This window comes from Pseudomonas sp. Pseusp11, from assembly GCF_047304405.1.
In the GTDB taxonomy this organism is placed as follows: domain Bacteria; phylum Pseudomonadota; class Gammaproteobacteria; order Pseudomonadales; family Pseudomonadaceae; genus Aquipseudomonas.
Map to the genome: position 1 here is coordinate 1 of NZ_JBGLZF010000001.1, position 20,575 is coordinate 20,575.

At 61.3% G+C, this 20,575-nt stretch carries 20 protein-coding genes; 17 read left to right on the forward strand and 3 right to left on the reverse strand.

The features are described 5' to 3' along the window. Positions 1-377: 377 nt before the first annotated feature. On the reverse strand, positions 378-899 hold the full coding sequence (locus tag ACCC96_RS00005; protein ID WP_205889459.1) for a DUF2062 domain-containing protein: 522 nt from the start codon (positions 897-899) through the stop codon (positions 378-380). A 136-nt stretch (positions 900-1,035) separates the two neighbouring features. On the opposite strand from ACCC96_RS00005, the gene ACCC96_RS00010 reads away from it, so the two are divergent. From ACCC96_RS00010 to ACCC96_RS00065, 12 genes are all read left to right on the forward strand, one after another. Next, positions 1,036-3,270 (forward strand): DNA internalization-related competence protein ComEC/Rec2, encoded by a 2,235-nt coding sequence (locus ACCC96_RS00010; RefSeq protein ID WP_413694645.1) that lies wholly within the window; start codon positions 1,036-1,038, stop codon positions 3,268-3,270. Between the two features lie 97 nt (positions 3,271-3,367). Next, a complete protein-coding gene (locus tag ACCC96_RS00015; protein WP_413694646.1) occupies positions 3,368-4,003 on the forward strand; it encodes a MotA/TolQ/ExbB proton channel family protein in 636 nt (211 codons plus the stop codon). After that, positions 4,000-4,428: an ExbD/TolR family protein gene (locus ACCC96_RS00020; protein WP_018926235.1), complete on the forward strand. Its 429-nt coding sequence runs from the start codon at positions 4,000-4,002 to the stop codon at positions 4,426-4,428. The genes ACCC96_RS00015 and ACCC96_RS00020 overlap by 4 nt, the downstream gene beginning before the upstream one ends. Then, positions 4,428-5,438, forward strand: coding sequence for a tetraacyldisaccharide 4'-kinase (gene lpxK, locus ACCC96_RS00025; RefSeq protein ID WP_413694647.1), 1,011 nt, complete (start codon positions 4,428-4,430; stop codon positions 5,436-5,438). Before ACCC96_RS00020 ends, lpxK begins: the two co-directional genes overlap by 1 nt. Positions 5,439-5,463: 25 nt before the next feature. Beyond that, positions 5,464-5,649 (forward strand): Trm112 family protein, encoded by a 186-nt coding sequence (locus ACCC96_RS00030; RefSeq protein ID WP_003179363.1) that lies wholly within the window; start codon positions 5,464-5,466, stop codon positions 5,647-5,649. Further along, the gene (gene kdsB / locus ACCC96_RS00035; protein WP_413694648.1) at positions 5,646-6,410 is read left to right on the forward strand and encodes a 3-deoxy-manno-octulosonate cytidylyltransferase; all 765 of its coding nucleotides are present in this window, start codon (positions 5,646-5,648) and stop codon (positions 6,408-6,410) included. Before ACCC96_RS00030 ends, kdsB begins: the two co-directional genes overlap by 4 nt. After that, a complete protein-coding gene (locus ACCC96_RS00040; RefSeq protein ID WP_019650421.1) occupies positions 6,410-6,874 on the forward strand; it encodes a low molecular weight protein-tyrosine-phosphatase in 465 nt (154 codons plus the stop codon). Before kdsB ends, ACCC96_RS00040 begins: the two co-directional genes overlap by 1 nt. Beyond that, positions 6,871-7,890 carry a UDP-N-acetylmuramate dehydrogenase gene (gene murB, locus ACCC96_RS00045; RefSeq protein ID WP_413694649.1) on the forward strand — a complete coding sequence of 340 codons (1,020 nt, stop codon included), beginning with the start codon at positions 6,871-6,873 and terminating at the stop codon, positions 7,888-7,890. Before ACCC96_RS00040 ends, murB begins: the two co-directional genes overlap by 4 nt. Positions 7,891-8,133: 243 nt before the next feature. Next, a complete protein-coding gene (locus ACCC96_RS00050) occupies positions 8,134-8,604 on the forward strand; it encodes a (2Fe-2S)-binding protein (protein WP_019650423.1) in 471 nt (156 codons plus the stop codon). Then, the gene (locus ACCC96_RS00055) at positions 8,601-10,931 is read left to right on the forward strand and encodes a molybdopterin cofactor-binding domain-containing protein (RefSeq protein ID WP_413694650.1); all 2,331 of its coding nucleotides are present in this window, start codon (positions 8,601-8,603) and stop codon (positions 10,929-10,931) included. Before ACCC96_RS00050 ends, ACCC96_RS00055 begins: the two co-directional genes overlap by 4 nt. Next, on the forward strand, positions 10,931-11,914 hold the full coding sequence (locus ACCC96_RS00060; RefSeq protein ID WP_413694651.1) for an XdhC family protein: 984 nt from the start codon (positions 10,931-10,933) through the stop codon (positions 11,912-11,914). Before ACCC96_RS00055 ends, ACCC96_RS00060 begins: the two co-directional genes overlap by 1 nt. Next, positions 11,911-12,504 (forward strand): nucleotidyltransferase family protein, encoded by a 594-nt coding sequence (locus ACCC96_RS00065; RefSeq protein ID WP_413694652.1) that lies wholly within the window; start codon positions 11,911-11,913, stop codon positions 12,502-12,504. Before ACCC96_RS00060 ends, ACCC96_RS00065 begins: the two co-directional genes overlap by 4 nt. Positions 12,505-12,595: 91 nt before the next feature. On the opposite strand, the gene rne is transcribed toward ACCC96_RS00065, so the two are convergent. Continuing rightward, entirely contained in the window at positions 12,596-15,781 is a 3,186-nt protein-coding gene (gene rne / locus ACCC96_RS00070; RefSeq protein WP_413694653.1) for a ribonuclease E, read from the reverse strand. 700 nt (positions 15,782-16,481) lie between these two features. On the opposite strand from rne, the gene rluC reads away from it, so the two are divergent. Genes rluC through sppA form a run of 3 tightly spaced genes read left to right on the forward strand, consistent with a single transcriptional unit; the run spans position 16,482 to position 19,107 of the window. Next, the gene (gene rluC / locus ACCC96_RS00075; protein WP_413694654.1) at positions 16,482-17,444 is read left to right on the forward strand and encodes a 23S rRNA pseudouridine(955/2504/2580) synthase RluC; all 963 of its coding nucleotides are present in this window, start codon (positions 16,482-16,484) and stop codon (positions 17,442-17,444) included. Further along, positions 17,431-18,093, forward strand: a complete 663-nt coding sequence (locus ACCC96_RS00080) for an HAD-IA family hydrolase (RefSeq protein ID WP_413694655.1) — start codon at positions 17,431-17,433, stop codon at positions 18,091-18,093. The genes rluC and ACCC96_RS00080 overlap by 14 nt, the downstream gene beginning before the upstream one ends. Before the next feature lie 24 nt (positions 18,094-18,117). Continuing rightward, positions 18,118-19,107, forward strand: a complete 990-nt coding sequence (gene sppA / locus ACCC96_RS00085) for a signal peptide peptidase SppA (RefSeq protein WP_413694656.1) — start codon at positions 18,118-18,120, stop codon at positions 19,105-19,107. Between the two features lie 59 nt (positions 19,108-19,166). Here sppA and ACCC96_RS00090 read toward each other — a convergent pair whose 3' ends face one another. Further along, positions 19,167-19,745, reverse strand: coding sequence for a Maf family protein (locus tag ACCC96_RS00090; RefSeq protein ID WP_413694657.1), 579 nt, complete (start codon positions 19,743-19,745; stop codon positions 19,167-19,169). A 105-nt stretch (positions 19,746-19,850) separates the two neighbouring features. Here ACCC96_RS00090 and ACCC96_RS00095 point away from each other — a divergent pair, with 105 nt between their 5' ends. Continuing rightward, positions 19,851-20,378 (forward strand): YceD family protein, encoded by a 528-nt coding sequence (locus ACCC96_RS00095; protein ID WP_007942001.1) that lies wholly within the window; start codon positions 19,851-19,853, stop codon positions 20,376-20,378. A gap of 13 nt (positions 20,379-20,391) precedes the next feature. Next, the gene (rpmF, locus tag ACCC96_RS00100; protein ID WP_003179396.1) at positions 20,392-20,574 is read left to right on the forward strand and encodes a 50S ribosomal protein L32; all 183 of its coding nucleotides are present in this window, start codon (positions 20,392-20,394) and stop codon (positions 20,572-20,574) included. The last annotated feature ends 1 nt before the right edge of the window (position 20,575 follow it).

Below are 20,575 nucleotides of genomic sequence, written 5' to 3' on the forward strand. Positions count from 1 at the left end.
CATTTCCCTGTAGGAGCTGTCGAGCGAAGCGAGGCTGCGATCTTTTGATCTTGCTGTGGCTTCTGCTTTGGCTTTGGATCTGCAGCCCCTTTCCCAGAGGCCGAACGCAGGCGTTGCGCAGGGGGCACCGCGGCAAGGATGCCGCGGTAGCCGCCCCCGGCCATGGATGGCCGATGGCGGCGGGCCCCCGGAGTAATGCCGGAGTGAGGGCATGCCGAGCCTAAGCGAGGCACCGAATGGCGGGGCAAGAGCGCTTTGGTTACTTTCGCGCTTTTCGAAAGTGACTCGCTGTAAGAGCGAAACCATAAGTAGCCGTTACCGCAGCAATGGATATGTCCCCCATATAAAAAAACGGCCTCCCAAGTGGAGGCCGTTTTTCATTCCTGCATCCGGCTGCGCTTACGCCGTGCCCACTGCCGACTCACCCACCAGCGCCAATACATCATCACCAGACAATAAGCCAACGCCCCAAGCACCAGCCCCGTTACCACCGAGCCCAGTAAAAACGGTTGCCACAAAGTCGAGAGCTCGCCGCTGATCCATTCCCAGGTCAACTCGTCCGGCAAGCTCCTGGCGGGGACGTCCATCAGCCAGGCGCCGGTCTGGTAGGTGCAGAAGAACACCGCCGGCATGGTGATCGGGTTGGTCAGCCAGACCAGGCTGACCGCTATCGGCATGTTGCCGCGCACCACGATGGCGAGGATGGCCGCCAACAGCATTTGCAACGGGATGGGCAGGAATGCCGCGAACAGGCCAACGGCCATGGCCCGAGCAACGGAATGACGATTGAGGTGCCAGAGGTTCGGGTCATGCAGCAGGGTGCCAAGAAAGCGTAAGGATTTGTGTTCCCTGATGCTGGTCGGGTCTGGCATGTAACGTTTGAATAAGCGCCGGGGCATAAGGCTTCTCGGTCGGTTAAGGCGGCAAGTATGTCTGGATTCTACGAACCGCCCATTCAGACTTTGTGACAATTGTTAACGACGCCTGTGCGGCGCGACGGCTAAGCCTAGGGAGGGGACTCTCAAGGACGGGCTTATGCGCACAGGGATGATGGCGCTGGCGTTGGGTCTGCTGGCCCTGCGTTTTTTACCGGCACTGCCGCCGACAGGGTTGTGGCTGTTGTTGCCGGTAGTGGGTTTGATGTTGCTGCCGTTTCGAACCTTTCCACTGGCATTTTTTCTATTTGGTTTCAGCTGGGCGTGTGCGAATGCGCAATGGGCGCTGGATGATCGTCTGGCGCTGAAGCTCGATGGCGAGACTCGCTGGGTCGAAGGTCGTGTCACCGGTTTGCCGCAGCAGGCCGAGGGTGTAGTGCGTTTCGAACTGACAGACAGTCAGTCGCGTCGCACCCAACTGCCCCGGCACCTGCGTCTGGCTTGGTATGGTGGGCCGCCCGTCAACAGTGGCGAGCGGTGGCGGCTGGCAGTCAAATTGAAGCGTCCTGCCGGGCTGCTCAACCCCCATGGTTTTGATTACGACGCCTGGTTGCTGGCCCAACGTATTGGCGCCACCGGGACCGTCAAGGACGGTCAGCGACTGGGGCAAGCGCAGTGGGCCTGGCGCGACGGCATTCGTCAGCGTTTGCAGGCCGTGGATGCGCAGGGGCGAACGGGGGCGCTGACGGCGTTGGTGCTGGGGGACGGCGCCGGGCTCAGCCGTGAGGACTGGCAGGTGCTGCAAGACACCGGCACTGTGCATTTGTTGGTGATTTCCGGGCAGCACATTGGTTTGCTGGCGGGGCTGGTGTATCTGCTGATCGCCGGGCTGGCGCGCTATGGCTTATGGCCCAGGCGCTTGCCGTGGCTGCCATGGGCGTGTGGGCTGGCGTTCGCGGCGGCGCTCGGTTATGGGCTGCTGGCCGGTTTCGAGGTGCCGGTGCGTCGGGCCTGCCTGATGATCGGTCTGCTGTTGTTGTGGCGGCTACGGTTTCGTCACCTCGGCGCCTGGTGGCCGCTGTTGCTGGCGCTTGACGGTGTTTTGCTGCTGGACCCGCTGGCAAGCCTGCAACCGGGTTTCTGGTTGTCCTTTGCGGCAGTAGCGGTGCTGATTTTCACCTTTGGCGGGCGATTGGGGCCGTGGCGTTGGTGGCAAACCTGGACCCGTGCCCAATGGCTGATCGCAATCGGGCTGTGCCCGCTGTTGTTGGTGCTGGGGTTGCCGATCAGTCTCAGCGGGCCGCTGGCCAATCTGCTGGCGGTGCCCTGGATCAGCCTGCTGGTCTTGCCGCCGGCCTTGCTCGGAACGCTGCTGTTGCCCGTTCCCTATGTGGGCGAGGGGTTACTGTGGTTGGCTGGCGGTCTGATCGACCTTTTGTTCAAGGGGCTGGCGTTGGTGGCCGGGCAATTGCCCGCGTGGGTGCCGGTGGCGGTTCCGTTGTGGGTTTGGGCGTTCGGCACGCTGGGCGCATTTCTGCTGTTACTGCCACGTGGCGTGCCGTTGCGCCTGTTGGGCTGGCCGATGTTGCTGTTGCTGGCTTTTGTGCCCCGGCACACATTGCCTGAAGGCGTCGCAGAGGTCTGGCAACTGGATGTCGGCCAAGGGTTGGCCATCCTGGTGCGCACCCGCCATCACACTCTGCTGTATGACGCCGGGCCGCGTTTCGGCGATATCGACCTGGGCGCGCGGGTGGTGTTGCCATCGTTGCGCAAACTGGGGGTGAATGGACTTGATCTGATGCTGATCAGTCACGCCGACGCCGATCACGCCGGCGGTGCGCGAGCGATTGCCAGCGGTGTGCCGGTGACGCGGGTACTGAGTGGCGATCCACTGGCCCTGCCGGACGAGTTACATGCCGAGGGCTGTGAGAGCGGTCAACAGTGGACCTGGGACGACGTGCGGTTCCAGCTCTGGCAGTGGCCGTCGGCCAGTGACAGCAATCAGAAATCCTGCGTGCTGCAGGTCGAAGCCAACGGTGAGCGGTTGCTGCTGACCGGCGATATCGATACGGCGGCCGAGCGGGCGCTGCTCGACAGTCCATTGGCGGTGCCGACGGACTGGTTGCAGGCCCCGCACCACGGCAGTCGCAGTTCATCTTCGATGGCGTTGCTCAGCGCTCTGCAGCCTAAAGCGGTACTGATTTCCCGTGGCAACGGTAATTCTTTCGGTCATCCCCATCCCACAGTCGTGGCGCGTTATCAAAAGCGTGGCATGGCGATCTACGACAGTGCCGAGCAGGGTGCCATTCGTCTACAACTGGGGCGCTTCAAACCACCTTGGACGATGCTTCAGGAACGGCGTTTCTGGCGCGATCCGCCAGTATTGCGCCAGTAGCCCGCGTCATTAAAGCCCGACCGGATGCGACATCGCGGTCTTCGGTGCGCCCACCCCCTATGTTAGAGTGGCGCACTTTTTCGAGGGGACTGTCACTGTGTGGGAATTGGTCAAATCCGGCGGCTGGATGATGCTGCCGATCATTCTGAGTTCCATCGCGGCCATGGCGATCGTCGCCGAGCGTCTCTGGACCCTGCGCGCCAGCCGCGTGACCCCGGAGCACTTGCTCGGGCAGGTCTGGGTCTGGATCAAGGACAAGCAACTCAATAAAGAAAAACTCAAGGAGTTGCGCGCCAACTCTCCGCTGGGCGAGATCCTGGCTGCCGGTCTGGCGAACTCCAAGCATGGTCGCGAGATCATGAAAGAGTGCATCGAAGAGGCCGCCGCGCGGGTGATTCATGAGCTCGAACGTTACATCAACGCCTTGGGCACCATCGCCGCCATGGCTCCGTTGCTGGGGCTGCTGGGTACGGTGCTGGGCATGATCGATATTTTCAGTGCGTTCATGGGCACGGGCATGAGCACCAACGCCGCGGTGCTGGCCGGGGGTATTTCCAAGGCACTGATCACCACCGCCGCGGGCCTGATGGTCGGTATCCCGGCCGTGTTCTTCCACCGCTTCCTGCAACGCCGGATCGATGAGCTGGTGGTGGGCATGGAGCAAGAGGCGATCAAACTGGTCGAGGTTATTCAGGGCGATCGCGACGTGGACCTGGCCGAGGGTAAAGCGTGAAGTTCCGTCGTAAACCACGGGAAACGGTAGACATTAACCTCGCGTCGCTGATCGACGTGGTGTTTATCCTGTTGCTGTTTTTCGTCGTGACCACCACCTTCACCCGTGAAACCCAGTTGCGCGTCGACCTGCCGGAAGCGGTCAGCGGCTCCCCGGCCGAAGACCAGCAGCTCAAGCAACTGGACATCGCCATCAGCGCCGACGGGGCGTATTCGGTCAACAACCAGCTGTTGCCGAAGAACGACCTCACCAGCCTGATGGAAGCGCTACAGAAAGAATCCAATGGCGACACCAATCTGCCGCTGTCCATCAGCGCCGATGGCAAAACCCCCCATCAGTCCGTCATCACCGCGATGGACGCTGCCGGCAAGCTCGGTTTCAGCCACTTGCGCATGACCACTGTCGAGGCGGCGCCGGCGTCCTGATGGCCATGTCCGATCGATTGCTCGCCGCGTGGTACGAAGGTCATCCGGCGTTGAAGCTGTTGCAGCCGCTTGAGTGGCTGTATCGACGCGTGGTCACCGGCAAGCGCGAGCGCTTTTTGGCGGGCGAGGGCGAGATCTACCAATCGCCGGTGCCGCTGATCGTGGTCGGCAACATCACGGTGGGCGGCACGGGCAAGACGCCGCTGATTCTGTGGATGATCCAGCACTGCCAGCGCAGCGGTCTGCGGGTCGGTGTGGTCAGCCGTGGTTACGGCGCCAAACCGCCGCAATTACCGTGGCGGGTCGCGGCGGATCAAGGCGCGGACGTGGCGGGCGATGAGCCGCTGTTGATCGTCCAGCGCACCGGCGTGCCGCTGATGATCGACCCGGACCGCAGCCGTGCGGTCAAAGCCTTGCTGGCGAGTGAGCCGCTGGACCTGATCCTCTCCGACGACGGTATGCAGCATTACCGGCTGGCTCGAAACCTGGAACTGGTGCTGATCGACGCCGCTCGCGGCTTGGGCAACCGCCGTTGTCTGCCCGCCGGACCATTGCGCGAACCGGTCGAGCGCCTGCAAAGCGTCGATGCGGTGCTGTACAACGGCGCTGCCAATGATCGCGAAGACGGTTTTGCCTTCCAGTTGCAACCCACCGAACTGGTCAACCTGCACAGCGGCGAACGGCGGCCTCTGGACTACTTTCCCGCTGGTCAGGCCCTGCACGCCGTGGCCGGGATCGGCAATCCCCGGCGTTTCTTCACGACCCTCGAAACGCTACACTGGCGGCCAGTGCCCCATGCATTTGCCGACCACGCCGAGTACAGCGTGCAGGCCTTGAATTTCACACCGTCATTGCCAGTGGTGATGACAGAAAAGGACGCGGTGAAGTGCCGTGCCTTCGCCGCCGCCGATTGGTGGTACCTGGCGGTCGATGCTGCGCCATCGCCGGCCTTCGTGGCCTGGTTCGATACGCAGCTGATGCGCCTGTTGCCGGCTCGTCTTTTGCCTTAACTCCGTTTCTATCCAGGGAATGTACATGGACACCAAATTGCTCGATATCCTCGCTTGCCCGGTCTGCAAAGGCCCGCTCAAGCTCAGCGCCGACAAAACCGAGCTGATCAGCAAGGGCGCCGGCCTCGCGTACCCGATTCGCGACGGCATCCCGGTGATGCTCGAAAGCGAAGCACGCACCCTGACTACCGATGAGCGTCTGGATAAATGACCACAGCCTTTACCGTTGTCATTCCATCGCGTTATGCCTCCACTCGTCTGCCGGGCAAGCCCCTGCTGCTGATCGCCGGCAAGCCGATGATCCAGCACGTCTGGGAACAGGCGAGCAAAAGCAGCGCCCAGCGCGTGGTGGTCGCCACTGACGATGCGCGCATTGTCGAGGCCTGCAAGGGCTTTGGCGCCGAAGTGGTGCTGACCCGCGAAGACCACAATTCCGGCACTGACCGCCTGGCCGAAGTTGCGGCGAAACTGGGCCTGGTCCCGGACGCGATCGTGGTCAATGTTCAGGGCGACGAGCCGTTGATCCCGCCAAGCGTGATCGATCAGGTCGCCGCCAACCTGGCCGCTCACACCGAAGCACGCATGGCCACCCTGGCCGAGCCGATCGAAGACGTCGAAACCCTGTTCAACCCCAATGTGGTCAAAGTGGTCAGCGACCTTAATGGCCTGGCGCTGACCTTCAGTCGTGCCACCTTGCCGTGGGCTCGGGACGCGTTTGCCAAAAGCCGCGAGCAATTGCCGGAGGGCGTGCCGTATCGCCGCCACATCGGTATCTACGCTTACCGCGCCGGTTTCCTGCAGGACTTCGTCACCTGGGGCCCGTGCTGGCTGGAAAACACCGAGTCTCTGGAACAGCTGCGTGCCCTGTGGCACGGCGTGCGGATTCACGTCGCCGACGCGCTGATCGCGCCGCCCACCGGCGTCGACACCGTTGAAGACCTCGAGCGCGTTCGTCGCCTGCTGGAGGCCTGATGCGGGTCCTGTTCGTCTGCCTGGGCAACATCTGCCGGTCCCCCACGGCTGAGGGCGTATTGCGGCACAAGCTGCGTGAGGCGGGGCTGGCCGATCAAGTCGAAGTGGCTTCCGCCGGCACCGGTGACTGGCACGTCGGCAAGGCTCCGGACAAGCGCAGCCAGGCCGCGGCGAAACTGCGCGGCTACGACCTGTCCGCCCAGCGCGCCCAGCAAGTGACCCGCGCCGATTTCGCCACCTACGACCTGATCCTGGCGATGGACAACAGCAACCTGCGCCACCTCAAGGCCATGCAACCGGCCAAGGGCAAGGCCGAACTGGATTTGTTCCTGCGTCGCTACCAGTCGGAAATCGATGAAGTGCCGGATCCTTATTACGACGGCGACCAAGGCTTCGAACAGGTACTGGACCTGATCGAGCGCGCCAGCGATCTGCTGGTGATCGAATTGAAGGGACGGTTATGAGTTTGCAGGTTCAACCCCGGGTTTCGCTCAAACCGTTCAACAGCTTTGGCGTGGACGTTCAGGCGCGGCTGTTTGCCGAAGCCCATAGCGATGCCGACGTGCGCGAAGCCCTGGCCTACGCGGTGGAACACGAAGTGCCGGTGCTGGTGATCGGTGGTGGCAGCAATTTGTTGCTGACCGCCGATGTGCCGGCACTGGTGTTGCGCATGGCTACACGGGGGATTCGCCTGCTGAGCGATGACGGCAACCAGGTGGTGATCGAAGCCGAGGCCGGCGAGCCGTGGCACCCGTTTGTGCAACACACCCTGGCGCAAGGGTGGTCGGGGCTGGAAAACCTCAGCCTGATCCCCGGCACCGTCGGCGCGGCACCGATGCAGAACATCGGCGCTTACGGTGTCGAGATAAAGGACGTATTCGCCGGCCTGACGGCCCTCGATCGCCAGACCGGCGAGCTGCGGGACTTCACGCTGGCCGAGTGCAACTTTGCCTACCGCGACAGCCTGTTCAAACAGGAACCTGGGCGCTGGTTGATCCTGCGGGTGCGTTTTACCCTCACGCGCATCGCGCATCTGCACCTGGAATACGGTCCGGTGCGTCAGCGCCTGACCGAGCAGGGTATTGATCACCCGACGCCGACCGATGTCAGCCAGGCCATTTGCAGCATCCGCAGCGAAAAACTCCCGGACCCGGCGGTGCTCGGCAATGCCGGCAGCTTCTTCAAGAATCCGTTGGTGCCAGCCGCACTTGTGGCACAACTCAAGGGTGAATACCCGGATCTGGTGGCGTATGCGCAGCCCGACGGGCAAATGAAGCTGGCGGCGGGCTGGCTGATCGAACGCGCCGGCTGGAAAGGCTTTCGCGACGGCGATGCCGGTGTGCATAAATTACAGGCGCTGGTGCTGGTCAACTACGGCAGCGCAACGGGCCTGCAATTGCTGAATCTGGCGCAGCGCATTCAGAAAGACATTGCAGAGCGTTTCAAGGTCGACCTGGAAATGGAACCCAACCAGTATTGAGGCTACGCTTTCAGGCTGATTAAAAAGCCCTGCACATTTTCAAATGTGCAGGGCTTTTTTGTTAATGCTCAGTTAACTTAGCCAGCTAACGATGCAAACATTTTCTTCACCAAAGGCCCGGTGCAGACGTCGTGTCTGCATAAGAGAGCCGATTAGCCTGAGTCGATCTGCGTGTAGTGAACCGCGAACCCCAAGCGGCAGATTGCTCGACCCCATAACCTCTATAACTATGCGGGCGTGCCCATGATTACCCTGAAACTCAATGGTCAAGATCATCAACTCGATGTCACCGAGGACATGCCGCTGCTCTGGGCGATCCGTGACGTGGCTGGCTACAACGGCACCAAATTCGGCTGCGGCATGGGCCTGTGTGGCGCTTGCACCATTCATATCGACGGCGCGCCCGCGCGCAGTTGCATCACGCCGATCGGCTCGGTTATCGGCCAGAACGTCAGCACCATCGACAACTTGCACGCCGACCCGGTGGGCAAAGTCGTCCAGCAAGCCTGGCTCGACAGCGCCGTGGCTCAGTGCGGTTATTGCCAGGGCGGACAGATCATGTCGGCCACCGCGCTGCTGAAAACCAACCCGAACCCCAGCGACGAGCAGATTGAAGAGGCGATGGTCGGCAATATTTGCCGTTGCGGCACCTACAACCGGATCAAGACCGCCATCCGCCAGGCATCCACTCACCTGAAGGAGGCCAAGGCATGAGCCAGCTACCGAATGATTTTGCGCTGAGCAATCTGAGCAACCTCAGTCGCCGCGGTTTCCTCAAGGGCGTGGGCGCCACCAGTGCGTTGGTGCTGGCCGCCAGTTGGGGCTGGCAAGACGCATTGGCGGCCGAAAAGGAAAAACAGTTCGGCGCCGATGGCATGCCCAACGGCTGGATCGATGACCCCAAGGTTTACATCAGCATTGCCGCCGATGGCAGCGTGACCGTGATCTGCAACCGCTCGGAAATGGGCCAGGGCGTGCGCACCAGTCTGTCCATGGTGGTGGCCGATGAACTGGACGCCGACTGGGCGCAGGTCAAAGTGCAGCAGGCGCCGGGCGACGAAGTGCGTTTCGGTAACCAGGACACCGACGGTTCGCGCAGTATGCGTCACTGGTTCGAGCCAATGCGCCGTTGCGGTGCTGCCGCGCGGACCATGCTTGAGCAAGCCGCTGCCGAGCAATGGAAAGTGCCGGCCGGCGAATGCCATGCGCAATTGCACAAAGTCATCCATAAACCGACTGGCCGTGAACTGGGCTACGGCGCGTTGGCCGCGGCTGCCAGTGCGCTGGCGGTGCCGGCACGCGACAGCCTGCGGCTCAAACAGCCGTCGGAGTTTCGCTACATTGGCAAGGAGGGCACCAAGGCCATCGACGGTGCGGACATCGTCAACGGTCGTGCGGTCTATGGCGCCGATGTGCATTTCGACGGCATGCTTTTCGCCACCATCGCACGTCCGGCGGTCTACGGCGGCAAGGTCAAATCCTTCGATGCCGGCGCCGCGATGAAAGTCCCGGGGGTGATCAAGGTTTTGCAAATCGAAAACCGTCCATTGCCCTCCGAGTTCCAGCCGCTTGGCGGTGTGGCCGTGGTGGCCAGCAACACCTGGGCGGCGATCAAGGGCCGCGAAGCGCTGAAGATCGAGTGGGATGACGGCCCCAACGCCAGTTACGACTCGATCGCCTACCGCAAGGAACTCGAAACCGCGTCGCTCAAACCCGGCAAAGTGGTGCGCAATACCGGCAACATCGACCAGGCCATGAGCGCTGCCGACAGCACCCTCGAAGCTTCTTACTATCTACCGCACCTGGCGCAATCGCCGATGGAGCCGATGGTCGCCATCGCCCGTTTCAAGGACGGTGTGTGTGAGGCCTGGGCGCCAAGCCAGGCGCCGCAAGTCACCCGCGAACGGATTGGCGAGCGCCTGGGCATTCCGTTCGATAACGTCACGTTCAACGTTACCTTGCTCGGCGGCGGTTTCGGTCGTAAGTCCAAGCCGGACTTCGTGATTGAAGCAGCGCTGCTGGCCAAAGAGTTCCCGGGCAAGGCCGTGCGGGTGCAGTGGACCCGTGAAGACGACATCCACCACTCGTATTTCCACACCGTGTCTGCCGAATACCTCAAGGCCAGTCTGAATAAGGACGGCTTGCCGTCTGGCTGGTTGCACCGTACGGTGGCGCCGAGCATCACCGCGCTGTTCGCGCCGGGCATGAACCATGAAGCGGCTTTCGAGCTGGGCATGGGTTTTACCAACATGGCTTATGCGATCCCCAACGTGCGCCTGGAAAACCCTGAAGCGGCGGTCCACACGCGGGTCGGCTGGTATCGCTCGGTGTCGAACATCCCCCACGGCTTTGCGATTCAGAGTTTTGTCGATGAACTGGCCCACAAGGCCGGCCAGGATCCGCTCAAATATCAGATCAAGCTGCTCGGCCCGGACCGTCAGATCGATCCGCGTACCTTGAGTGAAGAGTGGAACTACGGTGAATCCCCCGAGCGTTATCCGATCGATACCGCGCGGATGCGCACCGTGCTGGAAACCGCCGCCAAAGCCGCCGGATGGGGGCGTAAGTTGCCCAAGGGCCGAGGCCTGGGCCTGGCGGTGCATTACAGCTTCGTGACTTATGTGGCGGCGGTGATCGAAGTCGAAGTCAAAGACGATGGCACGCTGATCGTACACAAGGCCGACATTGCCGTGGATTGCGGCCCGCAGATCAACCCCGAACGGATTCGCTCGCAGTTCGAAGGCGCCTGCGTCATGGGCCTGGGCAACGCGGTGCTGGGGGAAATCAGCTTCAAGGACGGCAAGGTCCAGCAGGACAACTTCCACATGTACGAAGTGGCGCGCATGTCCCTGGCACCGAAGGAAGTCGCCGTGCACCTGGTCACGCCACCGGGCAATGTACCGTTGGGCGGGGTCGGTGAGCCGGGCGTGCCGCCGATTGCGCCTGCGCTGTGCAACGCGATCTTCGCCGCCACCGGCAAGCGCATCCGCAGCTTGCCGGTTCGCTATCAGCTGCAAGGCTGGCAGAAGGCTGACGCCTGATGGACAGCGTCGATCTGAACGTCCTGCGCAGCGTGCTGGAATGGCGCCGCGCCGGTCAGCGGGTGATGTTGTACAGCGTGGTCCAGACCTGGGGCACCGCGCCCCGGGCACCTGGCGCCATGCTCGCCTTGCGTGGCGATGGCGTAGTGATTGGCTCGGTGTCCGGTGGCTGTGTCGAGGATGACCTGATTGCCCGGCTGCACGATGGCCGTATCCCGGCCGATGGGCCTCCGGTGCAGTTGATTACTTATGGCGTCACTCGTGAGGAGGCCGCGCGGTTTGGTTTGCCCTGCGGCGGCACGTTGCGCCTGACCGAGGAGCGCGTCGGCGATCCGGCGTGGGTCGCCCAGTTGCTGGCGCGCTGCGAGGCACATGAAATCGTGGCGCGCTCGCTGGATGTTGCAACCGGTGAAGTGGTTCTGCAGCCGGCGAACAAGCACGATGTGCTGAGTTTTGATGGCAACACACTGCGCGCCATTTATGGCCCGCGTTGGCGATTGTTGTTGATCGGCGCGGGGCAGCTATCGCGGTATGTCGCCGAGATGGCGCGGCTGCTGGATTTCGAAGTGCTGATTTGCGATCCGCGCACCGAGTTCGTCTACGGTTGGGAAGAGCAACACGGTCGCTTCGTTTCGGGCATGCCCGACGAAGCAGTGCTGACCATCCAGACCGACGAACGCACCGCCATCGTCGCGCTCACCCACGATCCGCGCCTGGATGATATGGCGCTGCTCACGGCCCTGGATTCCAGGGCATTTTATGTCGGTGCGCTGGGTTCTCGGGCCAACAGCCAGAAGCGCCGGGACAACCTGGCTCAGCTAGGCTTGTCCCAACAGGCCATCGAGCGCTTGCACGGCCCGATCGGCTTGCACATCGGCAGCCATACTCCGGCGGAAATCGCCTTGTCGCTGCTGGCCGAGATTGTGGCGATCAAGAACGGCATCGAGCTCAAGCAGAAGAGGCCGTTGCAGGAGGGCGTATGAGTGACTCCATTGGCGTTATCGTTCTAGCCGCCGGGCAGGGCAGTCGGTTTCGACAGGTAGCGGGTGACGATAAGGACAAGTTGCTGGTGGACTGCACCGCCCGTGATGGCATCACCGTGCACTCAGTGATCGAGCAGGTGCTGGTGAATCTGCCAGCGACACTCGAGAAGCGTGTGCTGGTCACCACCGCGGACCGCCCGCAAGTGATTCGCATGGCGCAGGCCTATGGTTGCGAGATTGTGCGAATCGAGACGACCGGCCTGGGCGACAGCATTGCGGCGGGTGTGGCGGCCTGTTCGCAACTCGATGGCTGGCTGATCATGCTGGGGGATATGCCGTTTATCCTGCCGTCGAGCATTGAACAGGTCGTCGCGGCCATTGCGGATGACGCCATCAGTGTGCCGGTGCATGAAGGGCAATATGGGCATCCGGTGGGGTTCGGGCGAAGCTTCGGTCCGGGATTGATGGCGCTGACCGGCGATCAGGGCGCCAAGTCACTGTTTGCGCAGGCGAGGGTGGTCGAGGTGGCGGTGGAGGACCGCGGGGTGTTGTGGGACGTGGATACCCCAGAGAGGTTGGTCTTCGCCTGATGCACCGCCATCGCGGTTTTCCTGCGAAGCAACCGGTATAAAAAAGCCCCGCCTGGGATCACCAGGCGGGGCTTTTTAGTGGCCGATGGAATCAGGCGAGGGGTTTAGGCTCGTGCTCTTTTTCCAGGGCCTGCTCGTGTTGCTGTACCGCTTCCTGAACGGAGCGCGGTGCTTCGTCGATCGCGGATTCAACCAGCTCGGCAGGGACTTCAGCGGCCGGGGCAGGGGCTGCCTCGACGACTTCAGCAACAACCGGTGCTGGCTCGGCAGCGGCCGGAGCAGCAGCGGCAGCCAGTTCGGCTTCCTTCTGCAGACGCTCGGCTTCACGCTTGCGACGACGTACTTCACGCGGGTCGTTTGGCGCACGGCCACTTGGAGTCAGAGCGCTGACAGGGGCGGCTTCGACCACGGGTGCAGCTTCGGCAACCACCGGTGCTTCAAGCAGCGGAGCAGGCTCGGCAGCTGCAACCACTGGCTCGGAGACCGTGGCTTCAGCCGCTGGGGCTTCAGCAACCGGAGCCTCAGCGACTGGCGCTGGAGCTTCGACAGCAACCGGTGGCTCGGCAACCCAGTTGAACGTGGTTTGTTCTTCACGAACTTCGCGAACTTCACGTGCCGGTTCAGCCACTGGTGCTTCAACTACAGGTTCTGCAGCAACCACTGGTTCGGCGGCAGCTTCAACTTCCGGCTGTGCTTCACGCACCGGGGCCACTTCGATTTCCGGAGCGGCGATGACTTCTACCGGCGTGGTCGCTTCAACTACTGGCGCTTCAACCGGAGCGGTTTCCAGAACGGCAGCAGTGGCGCGTTCGGCTTGCTCGTTGGCTTGTGCTTCAGCAGGTGCGCTGATCACGGTGCTGGCAACGGCTGCGGTAACAGCCAGGCCGGCGGCCAGATCGGCAGCGCTTGGTGCTTCGGCGTTTTCAGCGGTTTCGGATTCTTCCGAGCCTTCGATCACGTTGCCGTTGGCATCGCGCTGACGCTCACGACGGTTGCTGCGACGACGCTGGCCACGGGAGCGGCGGCGTGGACGATCGCCTTCGGCGACTTCCTGACCGTCTTCCTGCAGTTGCTCTTCGTTGGTTGGCAGCTCTTCTTCGGCTACGGCGGCAGCAGCTTGCTCGGTGCGTGGCTGACGTTCTTCACGCGGTGGGCGTGGAGCGCGTTCTTCGCGTGGCTGACGGGCCGGACGCTCTTCAGCGGTGGCAGCGGCGGCCGGAGCGGCATCCAGAGGCTCGCGCAGTTCACGAACCGGACGTTCTTCACGCTCGCCACGTGGCTTGCGATCTTCACGCGGTGCGCGCGGTGCACGTTCTTCACGAGGGGCACGTGGAGCGCGTTCTTCGCGGGCGACTGCTGGCGTTTCTTCGCGGGCTTCGCGTGGCTCACGTGGTGCGCGCTCTTCACGCGGTGCACGTTCCTCACGAGGCTTGCGCTCTTCATCGCGGCGACCATTACGGTTGCGGCTCTGCTGACGACCGTTGCGACGTTCTTCGTTGCGGGCAGGGCGCTCGGTGGTCGCTGGTTTTTCAACCACAACCGGAGCAACAGGCTCTTCCTTGGTCGCGAACAGGCTGATCAGCGACTTCACCAGACCCTTGAACAGGCTTGGCTCAGGCGCAGCAACCGGTGCAGCTACTGGAGCGGCGACGACTTCGGTCGGAACCGGAGCGTTGGCGCGGGCCGGTGCAGTCTTGACCGCGGCTTCCTGGCGAACCAGGGTGCGGGTCGCGGCGGCTGGCTGGACTTCTTCGACTTCGGCAGCGGCAGCAGCGATTTCATAGCTGGACTGATTGATGCTGGCTTCCGGGCTGTCATCGCGCAGACGCTGAACTTCGAAGTGCGGCGTTTCGAGGTGATCGTTCGGCAGAATGACAATGCGGGCACGGGTGCGCAGTTCGATCTTGGTGATCGAGTTGCGTTTTTCGTTGAGCAGGAACGCCGCCACCGGGATCGGCACTTGGGCGCGAACTTCGGCGGTACGGTCTTTCAGGGCTTCTTCTTCGATCAGGCGCAGGATCGCCAGCGACAGCGATTCAACGTCACGGATGATGCCGGTGCCGTTGCAACGCGGGCAAACGATGCCGCTGCTTTCGCCCAGCGATGGGCGCAGGCGCTGACGGGACATTTCCAGCAGGCCGAAGCGCGAGATGCGACCGACTTGCACGCGGGCGCGGTCGGCTTCCAGGCATTCGCGGACTTTCTCTTCCACGGCGCGCTGGTTCTTGGCAGGGGTCATGTCGATGAAGTCGATGACGATCAGGCCGCCGATGTCGCGCAAGCGCAACTGACGGGCGATTTCTTCGGCGGCTTCAAGGTTGGTCTGCAGAGCGGTTTCTTCGATGTCGCTGCCTTTGGTGGCGCGCGCCGAGTTGATGTCGATGGACACCAGGGCTTCGGTCGGATCGATGACGATGGAGCCGCCGGAAGGCAGTTCGACGACGCGCTGGAAGGCGGTTTCGATCTGGCTTTCGATCTGGAAGCGGTTGAACAGCGGAACGCTGTCTTCGTACAGCTTGATCTTGCTGGCGTACTGCGGCATCACCTGGCGAATGAAGGTCAGGGCTTCGTCCTGGGCTTCAACGCTGTCGATCAGCACTTCGCCGATGTCCTGGCGCAGGTAATCGCGGATGGCGCGGATGATCACGTTGCTTTCCTGGTAGATCAGGAACGGCGCGGCGCGGTCCAGCGAGGCTTCTTTGATGGCGGTCCAGAGTTGCAGCAGGTAGTCGAGGTCCCACTGCATTTCTTCGCTGCTGCGGCCAAGGCCGGCAGTGCGAACGATCAGGCCCATGTCAGCCGGGGCAACCAGACCGTTGAGGGCTTCACGCAGTTCGTTGCGCTCTTCACCTTCGATGCGACGGGAGATACCGCCGGCACGCGGGTTGTTCGGCATCAGAACCAGGTAACGACCGGCCAGGCTGATGAAGGTGGTCAGGGCGGCGCCCTTGTTGCCACGTTCTTCTTTTTCGACCTGAACGATGACTTCCTGGCCTTCGCTCAGGACGTCCTTGATATTGACGCGGCCTTCAGGGGTTTTCTTGAAGTATTCGCGGGAGATTTCTTTGAGGGGCAGGAAGCCGTGGCGCTCAGAGCCGAAATCGACAAAGGCAGCCTCAAGGCTTGGTTCGATGCGAGTAATCCGGCCTTTATAGATGTTGGCCTTCTTCTGCTCGCGTGCACCGGATTCGATGTCCAGGTCGTAGAGGCGTTGGCCATCTACCAGTGCAACACGCAACTCTTCGGGTTGAGTCGCGTTAATCAGCATTCTTTTCATGTAGTACCGTCGGTTTCCGGGCTGCCGGAAACGGCGTTCGGCACACACGACTTCTCACGGTCGGTGTCAGGTGCGTCAGGAGTGGTTGGCCACTCCAGTGTCTAGCGAACCCCGGTCAATTGGGCCGGTGTCGCGACGTACGCGTCCTGCTTGCTGTGGCTACTTAAGCACTCAGTCAGGAGGAGGAATCAACCGGCGGCTGTGGACGAGATGAAGCGTCTTGATAAAGCCTATTGCTACACAGTCCAGCGGTTGTGCATCTCCACCCTACACGTATCCCTGATAATTCGGGTGCTGCCGCGCGCAGAATCCGCAGCGGGTTGGCATTTACCGTGAGCTCCGAAAGGGGAGGTCACGCATCATGGCTAATTTAGGCGTTGTTTCCGAAGCGTTCGCTCGGGGTCGTTTGCAGCTGACTGCACTTTGTGAACTGGCCGTGAATATTTGCTCGGAAGGCGAGTGAAAACTCTGCTTTGCGGCATGATTCAGGCCTTATGTCACCTGCGCTTGTTACAACTGCAAACTCTGCCGTTACGTAGCGAAAGCCCCGTAGGACGGCCTCTCGTCCTCGTGAATTGCGTTGGTCAGGGCCGGTTTTTGACCGTTAGTCCGCTGTCCAGGCCACTTTTGGCGGCGTTCGCGACTATAGCAGCAATGATTAAGTGCTTCAATTCCATAAAAAATTGTTATCATCCGCACCATGACGACTACTGCCCCTTCGACCCCAGGCGTACAACTGCTTGAGGTCTCGCCGGAATATGCCGGCCAACGTATTGATAATTTCCTTCTCGCTCGGCTCAAAGGCGTGCCCAAGACCTTGATTTACCGCATTTTGCGTAAAGGCGAAGTGCGGGTGAACAAAGGTCGGATCAAGCCCGAATACAAGCTGCAGGCGGGCGATATCGTGCGCGTGCCGCCGGTGCGCGTGCCTGAGCGCGACGAGCCCGTGCCGCTGGCACAAGGCCTGCTCCAGCGCCTCGAAGCCTCGATTGTCTTCGAGGACAAGGCGTTGATCGTGATCAACAAGCCTTGCGGCATCGCGGTTCACGGTGGCAGCGGCTTGACTTACGGGGTGATCGAAGCCTTTCGTCAGTTGCGTCCCGATTGCAAGGAGCTCGAGCTGGTTCACCGTCTCGACCGTGACACCTCCGGCCTGCTGATGATCGCCAAGAAGCGCAGCATGCTGCGTCACTTGCACACGGCATTGCGCGGCGATGGCGTCGATAAGCGCTATATGGCGCTGGTTCGCGGCAACTGGGCGGCCTCGATCAAGCAAGTCCGGGCGTCGCTGGGCAAGAGCAATCTGCGCTCCGGCGAGCGTATGGTCGAGGTCGACGAGGAGGAGGGCAAGGAGTCCGTGACCGTATTCAAGGTCCTGCGCCGCTTCGGTGACTTTGCCACCATGGTCGAAGCCAAGCCGATCACCGGTCGCACTCACCAGATTCGCGTCCATACTTTGCATGCCGGGCATTGCATCGCCGGCGACACCAAGTACGGCGATGAAGATTTCAGCAAAGAAATTCGTGACCTGGGCGGCAAGCGTCTATTCCTGCATGCCTACATGCTGACCGTGCCGCTGCCTGATGGCGGCGAGCTGAAGTTGCAGGCACCGGTCGACGAAATGTGGGCCAAAACCGTGGAGCGATTGAGTGCGCCCATCTGATTACAAGCTGCTGATTTTCGATTGGGACGGTACGCTCGCAGACTCCATTGGTCGGATTGTCGAGGCGATGCACGTGGCGTCCAGGCGCTCCGGCTTCCCGTTGCGTGATGATTTTGCGGTCAAAGGCATCATCGGTCTCGGGCTGCCGGAAGCGATTCGCACCTTGTATCCCGAGATCAGCGATGGCGAACTGGTAGCGTTCCGTGATTATTACGCGGAGCACTACATTGCGGCGGAGGCTGTTCCTTCGCCGTTGTTCGAGGGCGTGCTCGAGTCGATGGAAGCGTTTCGTGCTGACGGCTATCACCTGGCGGTTGCCACCGGCAAGGCTCGGCGCGGGCTGGACCGGGTGCTGAAAGCCCACGGTTGGGAAGATTATTTTGATGTCACTCGTGCGGCCGATGAAACGGCCAGCAAGCCCCATCCGTTGATGCTCGAGCAGATCCTCGCCCATTGCGAGGTTCGCCCGGAGCAGGCGCTGATGGTCGGGGATTCGTCCTTCGATCTGCAGATGGCGCGCAACGCTGGCATGGATTCGGTGGCGGTCAGCTATGGCGCTCAGTCGATTGAGGCGTTGCAGCAGTTCGAGCCACGACTGTCCATTGATCGTTTTTCAGAATTGCGCGCCTGGCTGAATCAGCGGGCTTAACGGGTTTTTGCAGGGGTAAATGTCATGACCGACGAATGGAAAGCACCCGCCAAGGCGAGCGCAGAGAGCGGTGACGAGAAAAGCTGGAAGTTGCTGGAAACTACTCTGCTGGCCAGCGTGCAGGAGCATCGCCGGTCCCGCCGCTGGGGGATTTTCTTCAAGCTGCTGACCTTTGCATATCTGTTGCTTGCGTTGTTCTTGTTCACGCCGCTGATGGATGTGGAAAAAAGCGCCACTCGCGGTTCCGGTTACACGGCATTGATCGATATAACCGGCATGATCGCCGAGAAAGAGCCGGCCAGTGCTGACAATATCGTCGGCAGTCTGCGTAAAGCCTTCGAGGACAACAAGGTCAAGGGTGTGATCCTGCGGATCAACAGCCCGGGCGGCAGCCCGGTGCAGTCGGGTTATGTCTACGACGAGATCCGTCGTTTGCGTGGCCTGCATCCGGATACCAAGGTTTACGCGGTGATCTCGGATCTGGGGGCTTCCGGTGCCTATTACATTGCCAGCGCCGCAGATCAGATCTATGCCGACAAGGCGAGTCTGGTGGGCTCCATTGGCGTGACCGCGGCCGGTTACGGTTTTGTCGGCACCATGGAGAAGTTGGGTGTCGAGCGTCGTACCTACACCTCTGGCGAGCACAAATCATTCCTCGATCCGTTCCAGCCGCAGAAGCCTGAAGAAACTCAGTTCTGGCAGGGTGTGCTCGATACCACTCATCAGCAGTTCATCAGTAGCGTCAAGAAGGGGCGTGGCGATCGTCTCAAGGACAAAGAGCATCCGGAGCTGTTCTCTGGGCTGGTCTGGTCCGGGGAGCAGGCGCTGCCGCTGGGCTTGATTGATGGTCTGGGCAGTGCCAGTTCGGTAGCGCGTGACGTGATTGGCGAGAAAGAGATGGTGGACTTTACTATCGAGGAGTCGCCGTTTGATCGCTTCTCGAAAAAGCTCGGTGCCAGCGTGGCTGAGCATCTGGCGATGTGGATGGGCTTCCAGGGGCCGGCGTTGCGCTGATCGTTGTCTGCATAAGAAACCGGCCTGTGTGGCCGGTTTTTTTGTGCGCGCGCAGCGGTTCAGGGTATTTGCACACCTTCAGCCAGCAACATGTCGACCAGGCGAATCAGTGGCAGGCCGATCAGGCTGGTGGCGTCAGGACCTTCGGTGCTTTGAAACAGGCTCACCCCCAACCCTTCAGCCTTGAAGCTGCCAGCGCAGTCGTAGGGCTGTTCCGCGTGCAGGTATCGTTCGATGCGTGTTGCGTCGAGTTCGCGCATGTGCACGGTAAACGGCACGCAGTCGACCTGGCAGTGGCCGGTCTGACTGTTGAGCAATGCCAGGCCGGTGAGGAATGTCACGCTGGCACCGCTCGATGCGAGCAGTTGTTCGCGGGCCTTTTCGAAGCTGTGTGGCTTGCCGATAATTCGCTGGCCAAGTACCGCGACCTGGTCCGAGCCGATGATCAGGTGGGCGGGGTGGCTGGCGGTAAGTGCGCGGGCTTTTTCTTCGGCGAGGCGCTTTACCAGTTCGATGGCTGACTCGTTCGGGCGATGGCTTTCGTCAATATCCGGCGAGCTGCAAGTAAACGGCAACTGCAGGCGGGCCAGCAATTCCCGGCGATAAACCGAGCTTGAAGCGAGTAATAAAGGCAGCATGCGCATCTCCAAAGGGCAAGGGACGAATTCTAACGCAGGCTCAAGTGGCGGGCAGGGCTGAATTTCCTTTGACATGGCTGGGGGCATCCCTATAATGCTGCGCCTATGTTGAATGACCCGATTCCACCTCACGTTGACCCGCGCAAATTGGCTGACCGTGGCACCACCCTTCAAGGTGAAATGCTGCTGGCCGATTTGGAGAGACTCTGCGATCCGCTTTCCGACAATGTCGGTACGGTGCAGGCTAAATTCGTTTTTGAACGAGATGAACGTAAGTCTGTGGTAATCCACAGCTTTATCGACACCGAAGTCAAAATGGTTTGCCAGCGTTGTCTTGAGCTGGTCACCCTGCCGATCCATAGCGAATGCAGTTATGCTGTGGTGAAGGAGGGTGCGAATACCCAGTCGTTGCCGAAAGGTTATGACGTGCTGGAACTGGGCGAAGATCCATTGGATCTGCAGTCACTGATCGAGGAGGAGCTTCTGCTCGCCTTGCCCATTGTGCCTGCTCATCATCCGGAAGAATGCCAGCAGCCGGCGGGAGCAGATGAGCCCGAACCGAGCGAGGACGAGGTAACGCGGTCCAACCCGTTCAGTGTATTGGCGCAGTTAAAGCGTGACCCAAACGTTTAGGAGTTAATCAATTATGGCTGTTCAGCAGAACAAAAAATCCCGCTCTGCCCGTGACATGCGTCGTTCGCACGATGCTCTCGAGGCTAGCACCCTGTCTGTAGAAAAAACCACCGGTGAAGTTCACCTGCGTCACCACGTATCGCCAGAAGGCGTATACCGTGGCCGTAAAGTGATCGACAAGGGCGCTGACGAGTAAT

Coding starts and splice junctions, on each gene's coding strand:
- ACCC96_RS00005 (WP_205889459.1), bottom strand. CDS start 899: ATGCCCCGGCGCTTATTCAAACGTTACATGCCAGACCCGACCAGCATC.
- ACCC96_RS00010 (WP_413694645.1), top strand. CDS start 1,036: ATGCGCACAGGGATGATGGCGCTGGCGTTGGGTCTGCTGGCCCTGCGT.
- lpxK (WP_413694647.1), top strand. CDS start 4,428: ATGGCCATGTCCGATCGATTGCTCGCCGCGTGGTACGAAGGTCATCCG.
- ACCC96_RS00030 (WP_003179363.1), top strand. CDS start 5,464: ATGGACACCAAATTGCTCGATATCCTCGCTTGCCCGGTCTGCAAAGGC.
- kdsB (WP_413694648.1), top strand. CDS start 5,646: ATGACCACAGCCTTTACCGTTGTCATTCCATCGCGTTATGCCTCCACT.
- ACCC96_RS00040 (WP_019650421.1), top strand. CDS start 6,410: ATGCGGGTCCTGTTCGTCTGCCTGGGCAACATCTGCCGGTCCCCCACG.
- murB (WP_413694649.1), top strand. CDS start 6,871: ATGAGTTTGCAGGTTCAACCCCGGGTTTCGCTCAAACCGTTCAACAGC.
- ACCC96_RS00050 (WP_019650423.1), top strand. CDS start 8,134: ATGATTACCCTGAAACTCAATGGTCAAGATCATCAACTCGATGTCACC.
- ACCC96_RS00055 (WP_413694650.1), top strand. CDS start 8,601: ATGAGCCAGCTACCGAATGATTTTGCGCTGAGCAATCTGAGCAACCTC.
- ACCC96_RS00060 (WP_413694651.1), top strand. CDS start 10,931: ATGGACAGCGTCGATCTGAACGTCCTGCGCAGCGTGCTGGAATGGCGC.
- ACCC96_RS00065 (WP_413694652.1), top strand. CDS start 11,911: ATGAGTGACTCCATTGGCGTTATCGTTCTAGCCGCCGGGCAGGGCAGT.
- rne (WP_413694653.1), bottom strand. CDS start 15,781: ATGAAAAGAATGCTGATTAACGCGACTCAACCCGAAGAGTTGCGTGTT.
- rluC (WP_413694654.1), top strand. CDS start 16,482: ATGACGACTACTGCCCCTTCGACCCCAGGCGTACAACTGCTTGAGGTC.
- sppA (WP_413694656.1), top strand. CDS start 18,118: ATGACCGACGAATGGAAAGCACCCGCCAAGGCGAGCGCAGAGAGCGGT.
- ACCC96_RS00090 (WP_413694657.1), bottom strand. CDS start 19,745: ATGCTGCCTTTATTACTCGCTTCAAGCTCGGTTTATCGCCGGGAATTG.
- ACCC96_RS00095 (WP_007942001.1), top strand. CDS start 19,851: ATGTTGAATGACCCGATTCCACCTCACGTTGACCCGCGCAAATTGGCT.
- rpmF (WP_003179396.1), top strand. CDS start 20,392: ATGGCTGTTCAGCAGAACAAAAAATCCCGCTCTGCCCGTGACATGCGT.